Origin of the sequence: Streptomyces sp. GD-15H, from assembly GCF_045291515.1 — a bacterium.
Classification (GTDB): domain Bacteria; phylum Actinomycetota; class Actinomycetes; order Streptomycetales; family Streptomycetaceae; genus Streptomyces.
This window is the reverse complement of record NZ_CP149447.1, coordinates 4451180-4470537: the sequence shown is the minus strand read 5'-3', so window position 1 is coordinate 4470537 and position 19358 is coordinate 4451180. Positions and strand designations below refer to the sequence as shown.

General features: G+C 64.5%; 16 protein-coding genes and 3 pseudogenes. 12 read left to right on the top strand and 7 right to left on the bottom strand.

What is annotated here, in order from left to right; translation table 11 throughout:
• Positions 1-252: 252 nt before the first annotated feature.
• From WJ438_RS21040 to WJ438_RS21025, 4 genes and pseudogenes are all read left to right on the top strand, one after another.
• A complete protein-coding gene (locus WJ438_RS21040; protein ID WP_406726633.1) occupies positions 253-1683 on the top strand; it encodes a recombinase family protein in 1431 nt (476 codons plus the stop codon).
• A 389-nt stretch (positions 1684-2072) separates the two neighbouring features.
• A complete protein-coding gene (locus WJ438_RS21035; RefSeq protein ID WP_406726632.1) occupies positions 2073-2357 on the top strand; it encodes a hypothetical protein in 285 nt (94 codons plus the stop codon).
• A 272-nt stretch (positions 2358-2629) separates the two neighbouring features.
• Positions 2630-3145 (top strand): hypothetical protein, encoded by a 516-nt coding sequence (locus WJ438_RS21030; RefSeq protein ID WP_406726631.1) that lies wholly within the window; start codon positions 2630-2632, stop codon positions 3143-3145.
• A 1237-nt stretch (positions 3146-4382) separates the two neighbouring features.
• Positions 4383-5548 (top strand): annotated as a pseudogene (locus tag WJ438_RS21025) (phage major capsid protein).
• A gap of 37 nt (positions 5549-5585) precedes the next feature.
• Here WJ438_RS21025 and WJ438_RS21020 read toward each other — a convergent pair.
• Positions 5586-6266, bottom strand: coding sequence for a hypothetical protein (locus WJ438_RS21020; RefSeq protein ID WP_406726630.1), 681 nt, complete (start codon positions 6264-6266; stop codon positions 5586-5588).
• Positions 6267-6927: 661 nt separating this feature from the next.
• Between WJ438_RS21020 and WJ438_RS21015 the strand changes: the two genes are divergently transcribed.
• Together WJ438_RS21015 and WJ438_RS21010 are read left to right on the top strand one after the other, a co-directional pair.
• Positions 6928-7674 carry a hypothetical protein gene (locus WJ438_RS21015; protein WP_406726629.1) on the top strand — a complete coding sequence of 249 codons (747 nt, stop codon included), beginning with the start codon at positions 6928-6930 and terminating at the stop codon, positions 7672-7674.
• A 32-nt stretch (positions 7675-7706) separates the two neighbouring features.
• Positions 7707-8378 (top strand): hypothetical protein, encoded by a 672-nt coding sequence (locus WJ438_RS21010; RefSeq protein ID WP_406726628.1) that lies wholly within the window; start codon positions 7707-7709, stop codon positions 8376-8378.
• Between the two features lie 96 nt (positions 8379-8474).
• Here the strand turns inward: WJ438_RS21010 and WJ438_RS21005 are convergent, their stop codons facing one another.
• From WJ438_RS21005 to WJ438_RS20990, 4 genes are all read right to left on the bottom strand, one after another.
• Positions 8475-8672, bottom strand: a complete 198-nt coding sequence (locus WJ438_RS21005) for a hypothetical protein (protein WP_406726627.1) — start codon at positions 8670-8672, stop codon at positions 8475-8477.
• A gap of 464 nt (positions 8673-9136) precedes the next feature.
• Positions 9137-10792, bottom strand: coding sequence for a long-chain fatty acid--CoA ligase (locus WJ438_RS21000; protein WP_406726626.1), 1656 nt, complete (start codon positions 10790-10792; stop codon positions 9137-9139).
• A 124-nt stretch (positions 10793-10916) separates the two neighbouring features.
• Complete coding sequence (locus WJ438_RS20995; protein WP_406726625.1) at positions 10917-11477, bottom strand: SigE family RNA polymerase sigma factor; 561 nt, start codon at positions 11475-11477, stop codon at positions 10917-10919.
• 331 nt (positions 11478-11808) lie between these two features.
• Positions 11809-12135 (bottom strand): hypothetical protein, encoded by a 327-nt coding sequence (locus WJ438_RS20990; RefSeq protein WP_406726624.1) that lies wholly within the window; start codon positions 12133-12135, stop codon positions 11809-11811.
• A gap of 357 nt (positions 12136-12492) precedes the next feature.
• Here WJ438_RS20990 and WJ438_RS20985 point away from each other — a divergent pair.
• Positions 12493-12603 (top strand): annotated as a pseudogene (locus WJ438_RS20985) (DNA primase); the annotation flags it as partial.
• 346 nt (positions 12604-12949) lie between these two features.
• Complete coding sequence (locus WJ438_RS20980; RefSeq protein ID WP_406726623.1) at positions 12950-13501, top strand: DinB family protein; 552 nt, start codon at positions 12950-12952, stop codon at positions 13499-13501.
• 49 nt (positions 13502-13550) lie between these two features.
• Here WJ438_RS20980 and WJ438_RS20975 read toward each other — a convergent pair whose 3' ends face one another.
• A complete protein-coding gene (locus tag WJ438_RS20975; RefSeq protein WP_406726622.1) occupies positions 13551-14222 on the bottom strand; it encodes a GNAT family N-acetyltransferase in 672 nt (223 codons plus the stop codon).
• Between the two features lie 864 nt (positions 14223-15086).
• Between WJ438_RS20975 and WJ438_RS20970 the strand changes: the two genes are divergently transcribed.
• Both WJ438_RS20970 and WJ438_RS20965 read left to right on the top strand, forming a co-directional pair.
• Complete coding sequence (locus WJ438_RS20970; protein ID WP_406726621.1) at positions 15087-15209, top strand: winged helix-turn-helix domain-containing protein; 123 nt, start codon at positions 15087-15089, stop codon at positions 15207-15209.
• A complete protein-coding gene (locus WJ438_RS20965) occupies positions 15170-15892 on the top strand; it encodes a transposase (RefSeq protein WP_406726620.1) in 723 nt (240 codons plus the stop codon). The genes WJ438_RS20970 and WJ438_RS20965 overlap by 40 nt, the downstream gene beginning before the upstream one ends.
• A 484-nt stretch (positions 15893-16376) precedes the next feature.
• Here the strand turns inward: WJ438_RS20965 and WJ438_RS20960 are convergent.
• Positions 16377-16975: pseudogene (locus tag WJ438_RS20960) on the bottom strand (hypothetical protein).
• Between the two features lie 784 nt (positions 16976-17759).
• Here WJ438_RS20960 and WJ438_RS20955 point away from each other — a divergent pair.
• Both WJ438_RS20955 and WJ438_RS20950 read left to right on the top strand, forming a co-directional pair.
• Positions 17760-18587: a transposase family protein gene (locus tag WJ438_RS20955; protein ID WP_406726619.1), complete on the top strand. Its 828-nt coding sequence runs from the start codon at positions 17760-17762 to the stop codon at positions 18585-18587.
• Between the two features lie 313 nt (positions 18588-18900).
• Positions 18901-19344 carry a hypothetical protein gene (locus WJ438_RS20950; protein ID WP_406726618.1) on the top strand — a complete coding sequence of 148 codons (444 nt, stop codon included), beginning with the start codon at positions 18901-18903 and terminating at the stop codon, positions 19342-19344.
• Positions 19345-19358 lie beyond the last annotated feature (14 nt).

Here is a 19358-nt window from a genome sequence, read left to right as displayed (position 1 = left end):
GGACGAACCGAGGTTCGGTCCGCCCCCACCCGGCGCGGCTGTGGTGCGTAACGGCGTCAGGTGCGGGGGGCGTTGAGCGTCAGAGCCGGGTGACGTCCAACGTGCCCTCGGCGTACTGCCTACGCAGCACCTTTTTCAAGAACTTTCACCGATCACACTGGTTCTGGGATAGTCTCATGCTCTGCGATCACCGCAGGTCAGGCCGGGGGGCCTGCCACATGGACGCGCCCGACAGGGCGGGGAGGGGTCACAGTGGTTGTGAGGCTAGGCGGCTACGCCCGAATCAGTCTGGACAGGGACGGCGAGGAGCTCGGCGTCGACCGTCAGATGGCGGACTATCGGCAGATGGCCGCCGCCCGCCCTGGGTGGACTGTCGTCCGTGACTACATCGACAACGACCTGTCCGCGTACAAAAAGAATGTGGTCCGTCCGGAGTTTGAACAGCTGCTGGCTGACTTGAAGGCCGGAATTCTGGATGGGCTGATTGCATACGACCTTGACCGGTTGTGGCGTCAGCCGCGTGACCTCGAACGATTGATCGACATTTTCGAGGAGCGGAAGTCTCTCATTTTCTCGACGGTGTCGAATGACTACGACTTGTCAACGTCGGATGGGCAGATGATGGCCCGCGTGATGGCTGCTGCCGCTAAGAAGGCTTCAGACGACACGGCGCGCCGTGTGGCGCGAAAGCATCGCGAGCTTGCAGATTCCGGGAAGAACGGCGGAGGGTTTCCGCCGTTCGGTTGGAAGGCTGATCGGATCACCGTGGACCCGGTACAGGCTGAGCTGATCACTAAGGCGCATGACGCCCTGCTGTCGGGTACGCGGCTTTCGACGATTACCGCCGAATGGCAGGAGAAGGGAATCCGCACTTCCCGGAACACGGGGAAGCCGATTACCCGCGTTGCCCTGAAAGGCATTCTCACCAATCCTCGCCTTGCTGGGTTTCGCGCAGTAAAGCGTCAGAAACATATCGGCCCGGACGGTAAGCCGGTCATGGGTGTCTGGGAACCGATCTGCACCCCGGAAAGGCTTGACGCCGTTGTGGCCGTTTTGGAGGGCGTCAAGACGCAATACAAGGCGAACAATCTGAGCAACAATCACAAGTATCTATTGAGCGGCATTCTTCGTTGCGCCGAGTGCGGCACGCGCATGATGGCGAACATGCGCGCTTCATGGAAGGAAGGGAGCAAGGGCAGTCGGTTTATGTACCGCTGCCCCGCCTCCAAGGATGGTGGCTGCGGGAAAGTTTCCCGCGCGGGTGAACCGCTCGACCTGTACATCATTAACTTGATTCATGACGCCGAGGCCAGGTTGAACGCGCCCACTGTGGAGCCTGCCGAATGGCCGGGGGCCGCGCGTTTCTCCGAGGTCGAGCAGGAAATCTCGGAACTCATTTCCGCGATGAACGGAAAGAAGATCTCCGCTGCTACGGCTATCGCCATGCTGGAGCCGCTGGAACGGGAACGTGACGAGTTGGGCTACGAACGGAACCGCCACAGTGTCGAGCAGGCTAAGGCGGCGGCTGCCGTGGTCGACCTGTCGGAAGAGTTCGAGCGGCTTCCGATCGAACGACAGCGAGCCGTGGTCATGAAGCACATCAGAGCCGTTGTCGTCCGCCCTGCGGGCCGCGGAGCCCGCAAGTTCAACCCGGACCTTCTAGAGGTTGTGTGGGCCGCCTGAGCCGCCCCTAGAGACACAGAAAGGGCCCCCGCCGTGTGGCGGGGGCCCTACGTGTTTCCTACTGCTTCGGCTTGCTCCGGCAGCCGTACAGGCTGTGGAGTTCCCTGGTCCATTCCTCGCCCCTCTCAGGGGCCGTGGCAAGTTGTCGAGCTATCCACGCCCGCATTTCCGGGGTGCGTTCCCCAGACTTTATGTAGCGGCTACTCAATGCCGGCTGTCTCCGTCCGGTCGGGTGCTGGTGGAATCACCTTGCACCCTTCCCTATGGCGGTTTCAAAGAGCAGCTGTTCTGCACCGTTTAAACACTTTCCTTGACTTCGCCACCCCTTCTCCGTAAGGATCCTCGCTAGGCGGTCAACCGCCCCCGGAACGCATTTTGAGAGGAATACCGTGAATCTGGCAACTCAGACGGCGGACCCGGGGCCGATCCCCTTCTTCATGGCAGCCGCCGGTGGCGCATACTTTCTGGGGATGGCTTATCTGCTGTGGTTCAACCCCCGCGGATACGGCGCGCGCCTGATGCGCCTGTGGTATTCCGCCTCCCCTTACCGGGTCCCCGACGGGTACGGCTTGATATGGCGAGCCCGCCTGTTCGCCGTGATGGGCTTCGTGGGTGGTGTGGCAGCGGCGACAATTTCCGTCCTGGGATTCCTCGGCAAATTCCCGCCGAGCTGACCAACGGAAACCGCTGCGTTTGCTCGAAGACTGAACCAGAAACGCTCTAAGACTGCCCTACGGCCCCGGAAACCTTCCGGGGCCTTTCTTGTTCCTGCCTCCGCGCTGTTTAAACTGGTTCTTGCAAACGCCACCCCTTCTCTGTTATGGCACGGCTGCTCTTTGATCCCGCCACCATTCCTGAGATACACCTAGACCGAGAAAACGCCTAACGACGGCCCCGGCGACAGTCGGGGCTTTTCTCATGCCCGATCCAAGAGGGGGACTGGCCAATGACCGAAGTCGTTACTGAGGCCAACAACGCAACGGAAGCGCCGTGGGACGTCGAGTATGAGCCGTGCGAGCGTGCCACCGTTTCCCGTGGCCCATGGTTTGGAATGAGCCAGGATGCCGCGTTTGCCATGGCGCAATGCACGACCCTGGCCACCGATACGCGGCTTCTGGGTTATGCGATTGCCCGTGCCGACCGGTACGGGCATTCCGAGTACGGCCGCGGGGAACTTGTGGGGTTGCTCGGGGTCAACGGTCAGAACGTGCGTAAGGCGATAGCGAAGCTGAAGACTGCGGGTGTTCTCGCGCCGGAGGCTGACGCCCGGTGTCTGCTCATGGCGTACGAATACCGGGGCGGAGGTAAGGCGCCCAAGGATCCGAACCGCTGCTCTCGCCATGGCGTGATGGGTGCGGCTACCCGTGAGCGGCCGAGCGTGCCGTCTCTCCCGAAGCAGCGTGACGCTGCACTGTTCGCGCTGGATCTCTACCGGGGCGACGATGCGAAAGCGCTCGCCTAGCGAGCAACGTCAATGCCTTGACCTGCGGAAACGCGAGTTTCCTATAGAGCCTGGGCCACGGAGTGAGCAGTACAGCCCTGGCCGAAGACTGAGGCCAGGAGCAACAGCAGTAGCGGTAGCTAGAGCCCTGGCGATAGAGCAGGGCTACTCAGTAGAAAGCAGAGCAATAGCTAGATAGCGGCCCCTCTCGATACCGGGGCCGCTTAGTAAGACAGTAGCTATCTAACAGCCTCGGCCGGCCGAGGCTTTCTGTTAGCTTGCTCCGCTCACTCACCCTAGGCCGAAAGCTCGAAGCCGCAGAGCAGAGCTGAGAGCAGACAGACTAAGACTCCTTTGCTCTGTAGCTTCGGAGTCTCCTAACAGCCAAGGCTGAGTGAACGACTCCAGACAGGGAGTCGGAGCGATAGAAGAACATTCCATGCCTTCGGCCATGGTCAGCCAGTAAGGCCGGCTGAACGGCCTAGGCGCCGTTCTGTGGCTCGACACAGAGCTTCACTGCATTTCCCCTGCTTCTCATGCTGCTAGCGGCCCTCAGGACCGCTCAGACTCTTTCACGGCAACTTTCGGCCGTGCGCATGACCATAGGGCGGATCTTAAACTCTGGCGGCGCTTTACCGGCACCCACCACCCTAGCTGTCTTTGATCGTGCGGGGGTTCGCCTGAAGTCGTGGGAATTCATTCATTCTCTGTGCGCTACTACGGATAGCCCTGGCTTTCTGGCGTGATCGGGATCACGCTTAGCTTCGTGGCGAGTTTCGCGTCATAACCGGTCTATAGATTATGCAGGACAGAGAGCTTCGGTCCCTTCGGGATCGGGGGCAGGTGCGGCATGGGCGGTGCGGCAGCAGCAGCGGCCCGGTTTCCATGGTTTGACTCCAAAGGCCATGAGCCGGGCCGCTATGTGCATCCCGCCTGAAACTGCGCTCCCCATACGCAATTTCGAAGAGACACAGAACATGAGTAACGACGTTGAACTTAGATGCTGGGCTTGCAAGAAGCCCTTTAGCGTCGAGCATGGGCCAGGGCGTAGGCGCCGCTACTGTGGCCCGTCCTGTAAGGACCTAGCCCGCCGGATAGCTCGACGCGTCCGCTATGTCGAAGAGGCGGAGCTAAGGCGCCTAGCTCACACCCCGCCATTCTAACTAAACCTATCCGCCCTTATCTCAAAGCCGCCCCACCCATTGCCGGGTGTCGGGCGGCTTTCGCATGGCCGCTTCTCGGCCCTGACCGAAGAGGAATGTATATGTCTACTGATCTGCACAAGCGGCAGGCAACGGCCGCTCTCGAAGAGCGTTCCAAGCTCATTGCCGAGCTTCGTACCATCGAGGCCGATAACAAGATGACCGCGGCTGAGAAGCGAGAGCGCGTCGAGAAGATCGACCGTGACGTTATGCAGCTGGAGGCCGAGGCCCGCGAGGCTGTCGAGTGTGGCGAGCGCGAGGCGGAGGTTCGCTCCCTTGCTGGTCGGCAGGCGGGGTTCCTGACCCCCGGCAACGGACCGAGCGACCCTGACGAGTGGCGTGCCCTCATGCCGTCTCTGAACGAGTATCGGGCGCTCATCGCCGAGGGAACGCCCTCGGCCGGCGGGTACACGGTCCCGAGCAAGACGTCTGCTCAGTACGTTGACGTACTGAAGGCTCAGAGCACGTTTCTCCGTGCCCTCCCCGCCGGGAACGTTCTCCCCTTCAATACGGACACTCTTCAGGTTCCGCAGCTCATTGAGTCCGATGGTGAAGATTACCGCGGTGAGGGCGAGAGCTTCCCGAGGGCACGATGACTTGGGCGTCCCTGAGCTTCCCGGCTAAGAAGATCGGCCGGGTGCAGTGGGCAAGCTCGGAGATTTTGGAAGATAGCGCTCTCGATCTGCGCAACATCATTGCGCAGAACCTTCTTCGGGATGCGAGCCTTCGGTTCGATTCCGACGCCTTCAACGGCGCCCTTACCGACCCGGTTAAGGGCGTCCTGGGTCAGGGTGTGACGACTTCCCTGGCGGCCGGCAGCAAGGTAGTTACCTATGACGACCTGGCCGACGCCGTGGCACGCATCGAGGCCATTAATGGGCATCCCTCGGTTATCTGGGCTAGCCTCGACATGGCCGCGGCTCTGCGCAAGGAGAAGGCTTCCGGTAGCGGCCAGTACCAGGGCGGTTCCCCGGTCGATTCCCCGGCTTCCACGGCTTGGGGCCTGCCGATTCTGCCTAGCGCGTTCATTCCGGCTAAGACGGTTTGTGTTGCGGACGCTTCCCGGCTCTTTGCCGGTATTCGCCGTAACGCTCAGGTGCGAGTGAGTGAAGACGCCGGATTTGAGTCGGATCGAGTCGGCTTCAAGCTCACCATGCGCGTGGCCGGCGTTGCTGTGGCCGAGGCTGACTCGGTCCAGATCATCAAGGCTGCGACATCTTGACCCTAGTAACTCCCCCTGCTTCGGCAGGGGGAGTTTTTTATTGACCTTCTCCCCTTGCGCTGATCCCAGCAATGGATGCCAGGTATTCCATAAGGAGGTACGGGCCGGATTTGATGCCGTCATAGTCGATCTCTTGCCCGTCGAAGTTAGGGTTTGCGTCCGCTTCAATGGAGCCCCAAAACACGCCAAGACATCTCACGCACTCTACGGCGGCCGCTAGTAAGTCCGTTCGCACCTCGAAGTCGGGGTCAACTAGCAGTTTCGGCAGCTCATGGGCAATCTCATGCCGATGCTTCTGGATTTCCCCGAGTGTAGCGACCTGGTCATCGGTGAGAGCGTCCATGCTGACGAGCCAAGCGCATGAAGCAAGGTACTTGCTACCCGGATTGAGTGCCAAAACGCTGCGAGCATACGCCGACTCATCGTAAAGCATCTTCCCATCTTTCATTCCGCGCCAGAAGAATTCGCGAACGCTTTCGATGATTTGCGGCTTGATGAGTTCGTAGGCGGTTAGAAAAAGACCCGCGTGAATCAGCGTGTCCGCTATCGACTCGGGGGCTAGCTTGGCGCTAAGGCGGTCCGCATCCATGAACACACAATGTCGCCCCAGGGTAAACCTGTCGAGCCATTTTGCAGATTTGCCCGCGAGACGGGGTGCAGAAGGGGCTTTGAATGCCCGGAGGTCAAGGGTGGAGATGTGGCCACGGGCCATCATCACGCCCCTGCCGCTACTCGCCCTCGGGCTGATCCTGCGGTGTAGTGATGAACGTTCCCTTCGAGAGCGTGACCGCCAGGCCGCGGTCACACAGCTCTTGAACCGCTCGGCGGGCCGTTCCAATGGCTACGCCGTACTACTCGGTCAGTGCTCTTTCCCTGTCGGGGGCATGGTTCGTGAACGGGGCCGCCATGGTCGAGCTTGGGGGGTGTCGAGCGGACGTAGCCGACCGGCTGTCAGCCGTGCTCGAAGCGGCGGTCCCGAAGGGGGCTGAAGAGTGCCGCTGAGGGAGAGACAGTTGGTGTACGACACGGCCACGGGGAGAGTTGGCCGCATCGTGCCCAGCACGGGGACCGCTGAGGTTCACCCTTCAAGGGCGTGCGTCTGGGGCGAGCCGTCCGAGGGCTAGCCGGGGCAGGAGTGGCTAGCCGAGACAAGGAACCTGAAGCCGAGGGAAGCCCCGTAGAGACGACGAGAGCCCCCGGACACCCAAGAGGGTGCGGGGCTTCGTCATGCTCACGGCAAGATGCTTAGGGGCGTGCGTGAACGATCAAGCCGCCGCGAGTACGCGTAAACGCCCTGCGCGCTAGCCGAGTTGGCCCGCCCTGGCTCTGGCCCTACAGTGTCGCCACGCTGTCAGCAGAGAGAGGGCTCGGGGGGAGCAATGATGATCATCGCCGAAAGCTATGTCGGCTCGAACGACTTTTGGAACACCAGTATCGGTGCCGTAGTCGGCATCACTGTTGGCGCGTTGGGTTGTTGGGCGGCGTTGAGATCCAACAACCCTAAGAGGCGGATCGCCTGGGATGAGCGCAGTAATCAGAGCCTAGTTCCGGAGACCTCCAGCGGCGCGCCATCTCCCATCACAATTACACACGCAGCCTCTGCCACGGGGCCATTGACCGAAGCCAGGCTAATCGAGTTGAAACTGCGCAATGCGGGACGCCGGGATATAGTACAGGGCGACTTCACGCTCGACGACGACTCGTTGATTTTCGACTTTAGCGTGCCTATCGAGGGCGTGGTTGACGTCACGACGAAGCCTGATTCAGCTCCCCGACCAGATTATGCTATTAGCGGGACAGAGTTGAAGATCAAGCGATGCCCCATTCAAAAAGGTCAAGAACTGACCTACTCCGTTTTGGTCAACGGGTCAGAGCAAGCAGTAAAAGTTAAGGCCGCCGCTCTCCTAAACACTCCCGTGAAAAGGGAAGATAAAAAGGCTAGAGAAAAGCGGCGCCTCCTCATTTTTGGAGCCGTGAACCTTATTTTTGCGGTGGTGACAACCATCTACGCTTTCACCCAGCCCACCAAGAGTGAGCTGAGAGAACACTTCCAGGCCTGCCGCTACTGGGACGCCCACGATCCGGCCCGAGCTAAGAAGGAATGCCCGGAAATCAAGAAGCCGTAGGGGATAGTGTAACTAGCCTCGGGGGAGAAGAGATGAACGCAGCCGCGATCACCGCAGAGCCGTACATCGGTTCGAACGACTTTTGGAACACGGTCATTACAGTGGTTGCTGCGCTTGTCGTCGGTGCCGGCGCAGCGTGGGCAACGCTCGCAGCGGCGAGGCCAAAAAGGAAACTTCTATGGGGTGATGTAGAGAACCTCCGTCTCATTGCGAGTCGGCAAGCAGCAGCCTCCATCGAGATTCTTCATGGTGGAGTTTCTCTGCAAAACCCTAGAGTCGTTCGGCTCACCTTGAAGAATTCTGGTCGACGGGACATCGTCGCAGCAGATTTCGCCAGCGGCGACAACTCTCTCGTATTCAATTTCCATAACACGATTCTTTCAATCATCTCTACGGACGTAGAGCCGAATAGTGCACCTGAACCTGCCTTGAGTAGCATCGGCAGCAATCTGTGTATTCAGCCTGGGCTCATCAAGAGTGGGCAGAAGGTAAGCATCTCGGTTCTCGTTGATGGCGATAGGAAGCCAGTCGACTGCACTGCTGCTCACATTGTTGAAACGCCAGTGAAGAGGGCCAAGAAATCGGATGAATTCAAACCGTTTTTGCGGCGGAATTCGAACTGGTTCATTAACTTGATTGCATATGCGGTCGTGGCCGGGTTTATTGTTGCTTTTAGCGCCATATGGAAGGCCCTTAAAGGCTGACTGGAGCATGCGACTGGGATACAACAAGATCCCCCAGCATCTAAAGATGTCGGGGGATTCTCCTTGCCTGCGGTAAGCCCGCTGAAGGGGCGCGTGTTACGGCGTCATACGGCGCGTATGACCAGTAACCACGGCGGTCGTTCCCGGCTTCATCCGAAGCCAAGAGGCGTACATGTCGAGGGCACGGGCGACGGCTTCGGTAGTCGTGGCCGAGTCGGACGCGCTCATGATCTCGGCCAGGGCGGCATCGATCGCGGGCGTGCGGCGGACAGACAGGATGCGGGTGCGGCTCACTTCGCATCCTCCGACTTCCAGCCGAGGCCGAAGGCGTTCCCGGTGCATCACGTCCGGGCCGTGCGCGGAGAGGACGCAGGGGATGCGATTTATGCCAACGGCGGGACCGTGCGCCGAGCGCCGCACACGACGGGGGCGCCTGTCTCCTGAGCCGAGGCAGGGGTGTTCCGAGAAACAACTCTCCTTAGAGGTTGGGTAGTTGGATGGCAGAGGTCAGGCCGTGGCGAAGCCGCTCAGCGGCCAGGGAAGCGAGGTTCAGAGCCTCGGCGGCCCCGAGGCTCAGCTTCGGCTCGACGGCCCCGAGGCGGCCAAGGACGGCCGCAGTTCGGCTGAGTTCCGGCCAGCCGTCGAGAGACGGGGAGGCTGCTACGCAACCCACCATGACTCAACCCAGCCTCCTCGGTGGGGAGGACAGCAGGCGGGCCCCAGCATGGCGCCGGGGCCCTCTGCGGTGGTGTGGTGGCTCAGTCCAGCTTGGTCACGTCCAGCTCACCCAACCTGAGTGATTCGCGAATCTTCTTCTTGTCGAACTTGCCGACGCTCGTCTTCGGCACCGACTCGATCACCGTCCAGCGCTCGGGCAGCTGCCACTTGGCGACGCCCTCGTCGGCGAGGAAGGCGCGCAGGGTGGTGAAGTCAGCGGTGGATCCCTCCTTGAGGACGACCGTGGCCAGCGGGCGCTCGCCCCACTTGTCGTCCGGGACGGCGACGACGGCGGCCTCCGCGACATCGGGGTGGGACATCAGCGCGTTCTCCAGCTCGACGGAGGAGATCCACTCGCCGCCGGACTTGATGACGTCCTTGGCCCGGTCGGTCAGGGTGAGGAAGCCGTCACGGCTGATGGTGCCGACGTCCCCCGTCTTCAGCCAGCCGTCCTCGCTGAACTTGTCGGCCGGGCGCAGCGGTTCGGCGTCGGCGCCGTTGTAGTAGGCGCCGGCGATCCAGGGTCCGCGCACCTCCAGCTCGCCCGCGGACTCGCCGTCCCAGGGGAGCCGTTCGCCACCGGGGCCGGTGAGCCGGGCCTCGACACCGGTCGGGAAACGGCCCTGGGTCAGGCGGTAGCCGAACTCCGCCTCGGTGCCCACGGCCTCGGCCGGGGGGCGGGCGATGGTGCCGAGCGGGGAGGTCTCCGTCATGCCCCAGGCGTGGCAGACCCGCATGCCCAGCTTGTCGAAGGCCTCCATCAGCGAGGGCGGACAGGCCGAGCCGCCGATGGTGACCTGGGTGAGGGAGGAGACGTCCCGGGGCTTGGCCAGCAGCTCGGCCAGCAGGCCCTGCCAGATGGTGGGGACGGCGGCGGCGTGCGTCGGCCGCTCCCCCTCGATCATCTCGGCGAGCGGTGCGGGCTGCAGGAAGCGGTCCGGCATCAGCATGTTGACGCCGGTCATGAAGGTGGCGTGCGGCAGGCCCCAGGCGTTGACGTGGAACTGGGGAACCACGACCAGCGAGGTGTCCCGGTCGGTCAGGCCCATCGACTGGCCCATGTTGACCTGCATCGAGTGCAGGTAGATCGAACGGTGGCTGTAGACCACGCCCTTGGGTTCCCCGGTCGTGCCCGACGTGTAGCACATGGCGGCGGCGGCGCGCTCGTCCAGCTCCGGCCAGTCGTAGGCGAGGGGCTTGCCGGTGATCAGGTCCTCGTACTCGTGCACCTGGGCGGCGGCGTCCGCCAGCGCGGAACGGTCTCCGGGCCCGGTCACGACGACGTGCTGGACGGTTTTCAGATGCGGCAGCAGCGGAGCGAGCAGCGGGATCAGCGAACCGTTGACGATGATCACTCGGTCGGCGGCATGGTTGACGACCCACGCGAGCTGCTCGGCCGGAAGGCGGAGGTTCAGGGTGTGGAGCACCGCGCCCATGCAGGGGACGGCGAAGTACGCCTCCACATGCTCGGCGTTGTTCCACATGAGCGTGGCCACCCGGTCGTCGCCGGACACCCCGAGGTCCTCGCGCAGGGCGTGGGCCAGCTGTGCCGCGCGGGCGCCGATCTCCGCATAGGAACGGCGCTGCGGTTCGTCCTCGCCGGTCCAGGTGATCACCTGTGAGGTGCCGTGGATCGTCGACCCGTGGGTCAGGATCCTTGAGATCAGCAACGGTACGTCCTGCATGGTGCTGAGCACGGCGTCCTCCTGGGCGACATTGCCTACGCGGCGGTAACGGTTGCGCTGATTCTGCGCACATACCGCTTGGTATGTCACTAGGTGAACGGATGATCGATCACATTTCACGAAACTTCATTCACGATCAGGATCGAACAAGCCCCAGCTCAGCGTCGTCCCGCAACTTCCCGAGCGCCCGCGAAACGGCCGACTTCACCGTGCCCACCGACACGCCGAGCACCTCGGCCGTCTGGACCTCGCTGAGGTCCTCGTAGTACCGCAGGACGACCATGGCACGCTGCCGCGCGGGCAGCCGCATGATCGCCCGCCACATCGCGTCGCGCAGCGCCTGCCGCTCGGCCGGGTCGTCGCCACCGGGCACCGGGTCCGGCTCGGGCAGCTCGTCGCAGGCGAACTCGTCCACCTTGCGCTTGCGCCACTGCGACGTCCGCGTGTTCAGCAACGCCCGGCGCACATAGCCGTCGAGCGCACGATGGTCCTCGATACGCTCCCAGGCGACGTACGTCTTGGCGAGCGCGGTCTGCAGCAGGTCCTCCGCGTCGCTCGAGTTCCCGGTCAGGGACCGGGCGGTACGCAGGAGCACCGGCTGCCGGGCCCTCATGTACGACGAGAACGACGGGTACGGGAGGGTCTGCGCCGCTGGAGCAGCGGCGTTCGAAGCGCTGGTGCAGACGGGTGTGGTCATGACCCAACGCTATGAGTGGAACACGTTTGGCGGATCGGCCGCAGGTCCCGAAGCCGAGTCCCCCTCAGGTTGTAGGGGTGGGGCATGCCGCACCTCCTGAAGGTGGACGAGCGCGGGAGGTCCTGTGCGGGTTCCTCCCTGGGGGAAGCATCGCGGGAACCTGGCGGGAGGGCCCCGGCTCCGACGCCGGGGCCGGTCACCTCCCACCCGGCGCGCGCACGCGGAAACCCGAAAACGTCTGCGCGGCGGTACCGCGGTACCGCCGCGCAGACGCCTTGCACCCCACGAATCACGCCCCACACAGCCTCAGAGGGCCGTCGGCCCTCTCACCTCACCACCACAGCGGGGCGAAGCTGACCACCACGTTGTCGTTGCCCTGGCTGACGGGCGTGAACGCGGAGCCGTTGACCTGGGCGGTGTTGCTCTGGTTCGAGGCGCCGGAACCGACGGCCTGCTGTTGCGTGGTGGCCGCGTTGCCGAAGTTGTCGCCGCCGACGCCGCTGCCGACCACTCCCGCCGTGGCGCTTGCGGCCGTGGCGCTCGATCCGTTGTCCGCGAGAGCGCCGTTGTCCGCCGCCGCGACGCCGGTGAAGAGGGCCGCCGCGAGCGGAAGAGCGGAGACGGCGGCGACGACGCAGGCGGTACGGATGCCTGCCATGTTGTGTTCCCTCCAGAACCAAGGACGCACCGGCTCATGACCGTGTGTGCGTGATGTACGGCTGTCACCAGGGGAGTTGGCCGACCGCCCCGGCACTGTGCACGACGTCGCGGGATCAGGATTGCCCACCGAATCCCGGTGAACCACCTCGGAAGCCCTCATTAGCACGCAAGCGTGAGGACAAGTCGATAAACCCCCTCTTCCCCCTGAGTCACCTCTCCGCTCGACACGCCCCGCTCCGCGCCAAGCCCCGCAAGGGGTGAAGCATTTCGGCACTTTTTCGCAAACCATGCGAACCCCGGCGAGTCGCGCCCACTCCCCCTTCCCTTTCTCGAACGTGCGTACGTAAGTAGCCCCATGGTCCCCACCGACCGGCAGGCCACCACGCCGGCCCTCGCACGCGCTTCGTCAGCCGCCGAACGCGGACTGGCCGTCATCCCGCTGTCCCCGACGAAACTCCCCGCTCTGGTGAACTCCTTGGCCGACGCGGCCCTCGCCACGGGCCTGTCCGAACGCGAGGCCCGCGCGACCATCGCGTCGGCAGCCCGCCCGACGGGGCACCACCCCTGACCCGCCCCCTTGCTCCACCCTCCGCGCCCCGCCCCCGCCCTCGCCCCTCGCCCCACGCCCCACGAAAACCGAAAGACCCAGATGCACCACCGCCCTAGAGTGCCGACCATGCCACTCGCCCGCGTCGCCCTCACGTCCGGCCGCTCGGTCGACCTCTCCGAGCTGCGGGACGTGTCCAGGGAGCAACTGGCCGAGGACGAGGAGATCTGACCGTACGCACCGCACACACCTGGAAAGCCCCCGAATGAGCACCCCAGACCCCCACCCCGCCCCCACCCCCCTCTCCCGAACAGAACTACTGCGCTGGCAGTTCGAACTGACCTGGTCCCTGTTCGAGTACCACCTGGAGCGGCTGGAGCCGGACGACTTCCTGTGGGAGCCCACCGCCCACTGCTGGACGATGCACCGTGCCGCCGACGGAACCTGGACCCCTGACTGGGCGGAGACCGAGCCCGACCCCGTACCCGTACCGACCATCGCCTGGATCAACTGGCACATCGGCTGGTGGTGGAGCGTGGCCCTGGACCATGCGCACGGGCGTCGACCCCGGGAGCGGACCGAGATCACCTGGCCCGGAGAAGGGCCGGCGACCGTCCAGTGGCTGCGCGGCCTGCGAACGGAGTGGCTCGCGACGCTGGACGGCCTCACCGACACCGATCTGGACACCACTGCACCGTTCCCCTGGCCGAGCGACCCGGCGTACACCGTGGCCCACATGGCCGCCTGGGTGAACACAGAACTCCTGAAGAACGCCACAGAAATCGGCCAACTCCGCCTCCTACGAGCAGCTTCATAACCCCACGGCCTGGCCGTCAGGGCCTGTTCGGCGGCGAGGGCCTCGCCGGCTACCGTGACATGTCGCTCGCCCTTTCGGTGGTCGGTTTGTCGTATGCCGTCGGTTCCCCCGTGGGGTTGGTCGGTTCCGGGTCGGTGGCCAGGCGGGCGTGCAGGTGCTCGTCGTGGTACACCCCGTCGCCGAAGCGGTGCGAGTCGCGCAGGGTGCCTTCGGGAAGGTAGCCGCAGCGGTGGGCCACCCGACAGGAAGCCTCGTTGCCAACTGCGTGGGCGATCTCGATCCGGCGGGCATTGGCTGTCCGGAAGGCCCAGCTGGTGACCTCCCGCGTTGCCCGGGTGGCCACACCCCGTCCGCGGGCGGTCGGCAGCGTCCAGTAGCCGGTCATCGCCAGGCCGTCCGCGCGGTCGACCCAGCGCAGGGTGACGTTGCCCAACAGGACGCCGTCGGTGGCGTTCAACACGGCGAAAGCGGCACTGGCACCGCGGTCCCAGCCTCCGACTCGAGATTCGAGCCATGCCCGGGCATCGCCGCGGTCGGTTATCGCCAGAGGGTTCCAGAGCGCGATCTGCGGGTCTGCCGCGGCGGCGATCAGGCCGTCCAGCATCGCTTTCGACTCGGCGGCCTCGCGGCCCCACGGGTGCAGCAGCACATCGCCCAGGTCGAGCGTGGTGCGGAGGAAGGTCCGCCGGTCGGCGGGATTCTGGGGGTCGGAGGCGCTCATGGCGCTCTTCCTACCTGGTCATCAGGCCTACCGCCAGCCTTTTTCGTCCGCCACAGGCCGGGCTGAGCCCGGCGCGAACACCTCCGTAGTCGGCAACCCACCTGCTTTTCGTCCCTGGTCGCTCCGAGGTGGCTCAGTACTACAGCGACCATGGGAAGCCCGGGGAAACACGGTGCCGAGCGGACAGCGCACAGCAGAACGGCCCCTGACCGTATGACCTGGTCAGGGGCCGTTCTCACTGCTCGGCAAGCGGAGGCGGTGGGACCTGAACCCACGGTGACATCGCTGCCACGACGGTTTTCAAGACCTTTTGCCGATCAGACGGGGCGAGCGCTCCCCCGCAGGTCAGACGGGTGCGAGCACCCCGGCGGAGCCGTCGTCATCGTCGTCGTGCCCGCTGCGTGCCCCAGAGGCACAATCATGCTCGCCGAGCCTCACGCTGTACCCAGCGTATCTCTCTCCCAATGAGCGCTCCGGCAGCGGCTGTCCCAATAACGGGAAGGACCGGCGCCGGCACCCAGATACCCCACGCAACGAAACCCGTTTCCACGGATTCGTAGTGAGTCGGAACTGATGGGTTGCCTGCTCGTCGACCGGGCGCGATCGAGGATGGGGACATGCGGCGTCTGCCGCCCGCTGCGCAGGAGGACCTGCGGCTGCGGGCGGTGAGTGCGCTGGAGTCGGGGCGGGTCCAGACGGACGGCCAGGCGGCGGAGATGTGCGGGGCCTCCGAGCGGCCGGTGGGCACGTGGTGGCGGGCCTGCCGCACCGGGGAAGGCAGGCACCGCTCACGGCGGTGCGTGAATCTCGGGCGGGCAAGGGAGGGTGGTCGACGAGTCCGCCCGTGGAGCGGTCTTGCAGGCGATGCGGGATGACACCCCGGCCGACCTCGGGCAGAGCGGGGTGCTGTGGACCCGTGTCTCGGTGCGGACCCTGATCCGGTCGGTGTGCGGGGTGTCGATGACCGAGCGGGGTGTGGGCAAGTGACTGCGCCGGCACGGCTTCGCCCGCAGCGGCCCGCCCGCCGCTCCTGCCGGCAGAAGGGCGACGAGGTCAGCCGGTGGCTGCAGGAGGAGTATCCGGCGATCCGGGCCCGGGCGAGCGGGGAGAAGGCCGAGCCGGTCCGGGCCGATCGGTGCGGTCTGCGCTCGGACACCGCCCCGCCGGGACGCTCGTGGGCCCCGGCCGGAGTGACCCCGCTGGTGCGGGTGAACGGCCGCCGCTTCAGGGTCACCCTCATGTCGGCCGTCGCCTCCCGCGGGGCGCTGTGGTGCACCGTCTTCCCCGGCAGGTTCACCTCACGGGTGTTCTGCGCGTTCCTCGACCGCCTCGCCCGGCATGCCGGCCGCAAGGTCCACGTGATCGCCGACCGGCACCCGGTCCACCGCAGCAAGACCGTCCGGGGCCTGGCTCGCCGAGCACGCCGAGCGCGTCGAACTGCACCTGATGCCCGGCTGCAGCCCCGAGATGAATCCCGACGAGCTGTTGAACGCCGATCCGAAGCACCACGTCCACGCGGCCCGGGCCACCTCAGCCGACGCTCTCGCCCACGAGACCCGCCGCTTCCTGCACCGACGCCGGAGGCAGCCCCACGTCGTCTGCGGCCACTTCGCCGCCCGCCACGTCCGCTACACGATCCAGTGGGAAACCCATCAGTTCCGGCTCAATAAGGGAGACGGGACGATGACGTCTATGTGGACAACGAACCAAGCGAGACGAGTGCGCGCACCCGCTCCGTCTTCCGGTAGCACTACGGGCGCAGCAGCCCTGAGGGGTAAAACGCGAGTCAGTAGCAGTTTCCTCAAGGTGATCGCCAGGAGGCCGTGGACTACCCGTGGACGGGCCGCGGTTGGCCGCGCACCTATGAAGCCGTGACCAGCGCCGTTGCCTCGCACGCAAGGGGCCTCCGGAGCCGTGTGCCACTCAGGCCCGCCGCCGAAGGACTGGTCGACTGCATCCGACAACGTAGCTGAGACCGGTGGGGTGCAGCGAGACACACGCGCACCTGGTCGATCAACGCAACCGCCGTCGTGGCTGACGTTCATCGGCTGAGGCTCAAACGGCAAAGGGCCAGCCTCCACCCAGGGCACTTCGAAGAGCCCGTCAGCAAGCTGACGGGCTCATGCGAAAGACCGAGGTTAACCTGCCATCAGGTCAGATCGTCGGTGTCTCATCGACGACCTCTTTGTGAGGTTCGACAATGAACCTCCAGCCATCGCTGGGCTCCATGAATCGCACTCGGGTCGGGTAGATGTCCAAGGCGCGGCGGTCACGGTTCTGGCTGCTCGCGTTCTTCCGCCCCGGGCAGGCTCCTCGAACAAGTCGACCTTGACATCCGGCACCGTGACGACTTCCTCACTCCAGCGCTGAACAATCCCCGCGCCGAAGGCGTCCCGGGCGGCGGAGTAGAGCGACTCCAGAGATTCCTTGTTCCCGTTGGGAACGAAGAGGGCGAGATTCAGGAGGACGCCGGCATTCTGAAGAACCTCGATTTCTTCCCCTGCCTTGTCGGCAACCCAGATCCCGGACTCTTCGGCATTGTCCGGGAGAACGCGAATTTCCTGACCGAATATCGTCCTCGCGGTGAAGGACCCTCCCTCAAAATTCTTACCCGGCTCCGTAAGGGAAGCCGGGGCATAGCAGTCGAGAGGAAGGCCATCCATCTCTGCCGAGACGAAGATTCCGTCCTGGAGACTCAACTCCGAAACCTCTTCGGCCGTAAGACGTCGAGCCGTGACCTTCTCGGTGTTCACGCCATTCCCCTTTTTTCGCGGCGTCCTGTGAATTCATTGAAACTCTACCACGAAAACGATCACTCAACTCCCGTTCAATTCCTCCCGGGAGAACAGCAGAAGAATCCTCCCACGTCACCGGCGAAACGTGGCAAGCGTAGAGAAATGATGCGAGATTCAAGAGGTTACCGACCCGTTCCAACGGCGCTTTCGGCAACCAAGTCAGCCGCCAAGTGAAATGACGAGCAAACCTAACCGAATGGGAAAAAGCAGACAGAGGGCGCCTTGCTGCTCAGCATTGCGCTGTGCTTGCGCTCCCATCGCGATGGGCCAGATCCCAGTGACCCGACCGAGCGAACCGCAGCGGCCCCCTCTCCGGTCGGGCGCTTCGCGCCCTGCCCCGACAGTCGCCTGCCGCGGCGCCGCCATCCGGCGGGACTTTCATTCCTGCTCCCATACTGCTCAACCTGCCACAGGCGGGCCGCACCGTAGCCCAGTCCGTCCGGGCCCCATCTCTGGGCCGTCCCAGGCCGCTCGGCAATGGCCAATGATGACCAATGACGATCACTTCGCCACATGTGCACACCGACTCGACCAGCGAAAACCGAGCTCACCAAGCTCCCCGGCAAGACCCGGGGCAAGAAGACATGCCTTGAGTCGCCCATTGAGGTCTTCTCGGCAACGTGACAGTTGCGGTGCGTGATGATGCCGGGCGGCGGGGTGGTGACTCGATGCCGGACATGAGTGAAGCCCCTGGTAGGAACAGGTCTGCGAAGATCACGTTCCGTACAACCAGAGGCTCCACGTGACGTCCAGTATCACCTACACCGCCGTGCTCGATGTCCGCAGGGCGACCGCCGAGTACTTCGCGAAGCTGCTGCGCGGGCACCGTGAACGGCTCGGGACCCGCAGGGGCACCCGCGCGCTGGGCGCCTTCAGGCAGGCAGTGCTCGTGCTGCGCTGGTTCGTCGACGGCACCCGGATAGCCCAACTCGCCCGGGACAACGGCATCTCCGTGCCGACCACCTACCGCTACCTGCACGAGGGGCTGACCGTCCTGGCCGACCACGCGCCCGATCTGTCCACCGCTCTTGAACGAGCGGCGACCGCCGGGTACACCCACCTCAACCTCGACGGCACCGTCATCCGCACCGACCGCGTGGCCGCCGCCGGCCCCAACAAGGCCGACCTGTGGTGGTCCGGGAAACACAAGCATCACGGCGGGAACGTGCAGGTCATCGCCGCCCCGGACGGCTGGCCCATCTGGGTCTCCCCGGTCCGGCCGGGCCGGGAGCACGACACCACCTGCGCCCGGGCCCACGGACTGGTGGACGCCCTGAACCGGCTCGCCGCCACTCTGGGCATCCCTACCCTGGTCGACCTCGGCTACGAGAACGCCGGCGACGGCTTCCGCCACCCGCACAAGAAGCCCACGGGAGGCGAACTCGCAGAAGAGAAACGGACTTTCAACGCCGTCATCCGCGGCATCCACGGTGTCGCCGAGCGCGCCAACGCCCTGCTGAAGGTCACCTTCAAGGCGCTGCGCAGGGTCAGTCTCGACCCCGCTGCCATCACCAGGATCGCCCGAGCCGCCCTCGTCCTGCTCCAGCTCGAACACGGCCGCACTACCTGAACGAAGATCACAAAACGTCACGAGACGTTACCGAGAAGAGTTCAGTGGCCCATTCTGTGACGCCTGGACAGCAAGCTCAAGGCGGTACCGGACGGCAACGGAGCCCTAGCGCACCACAAGTGCACCAGATCGAGCGGGGAACAGCGGGGAGTCACGGTGAGAGCAGCCGGCCCGACGAAGCCATTCACTGGCCGTCCGCCTAGGTCAGTGCCCGATCGAGCACCAAGTGATCGCAGCTTCCCAAGCTGAGAGCTTGGATGTCAGACCCGACTGCTAACTTCCGCCGTCCAGAAGAAACGGAAGCTGAGGGCTGATGGGGGCTTCGGGGTGGGACTACTACGTGCCGTACCAGGAGGACCTGAACGCTGCGCTTCAGCAGCTGCGGCGCGAGGTGTTCGAAGCTGGGGACTACTACTGGGTCAACGGCGGCGACTGGCGACCAGAGGAGGAGCGGGAGCCGCGGCCGCAGTCGCTGGAGGAACTGTGGGAGGACGAGTTGGTCCAGGAGGCCGGCACCCACTCGATCCTGGACATCTTCCGCGTCGTGGGGCCTGACGACACCCCGGACTACAACACCGTGGAACCCGTGACGGCTGAGGAAGCGCGCGCGTTGCTGGGTACCGACAAGCTGACCCGCGCGCACGTCAAGGACTTCGACATCTTCCCCCGGTCACGGTGGATCGGACGATGCGCGGTGCTGCACGACGACGAGGGCCACCCCCAAGAGATCCACTTCTGGGGCCACTCGGGCGACTAGCCGCAGGCCCAGCG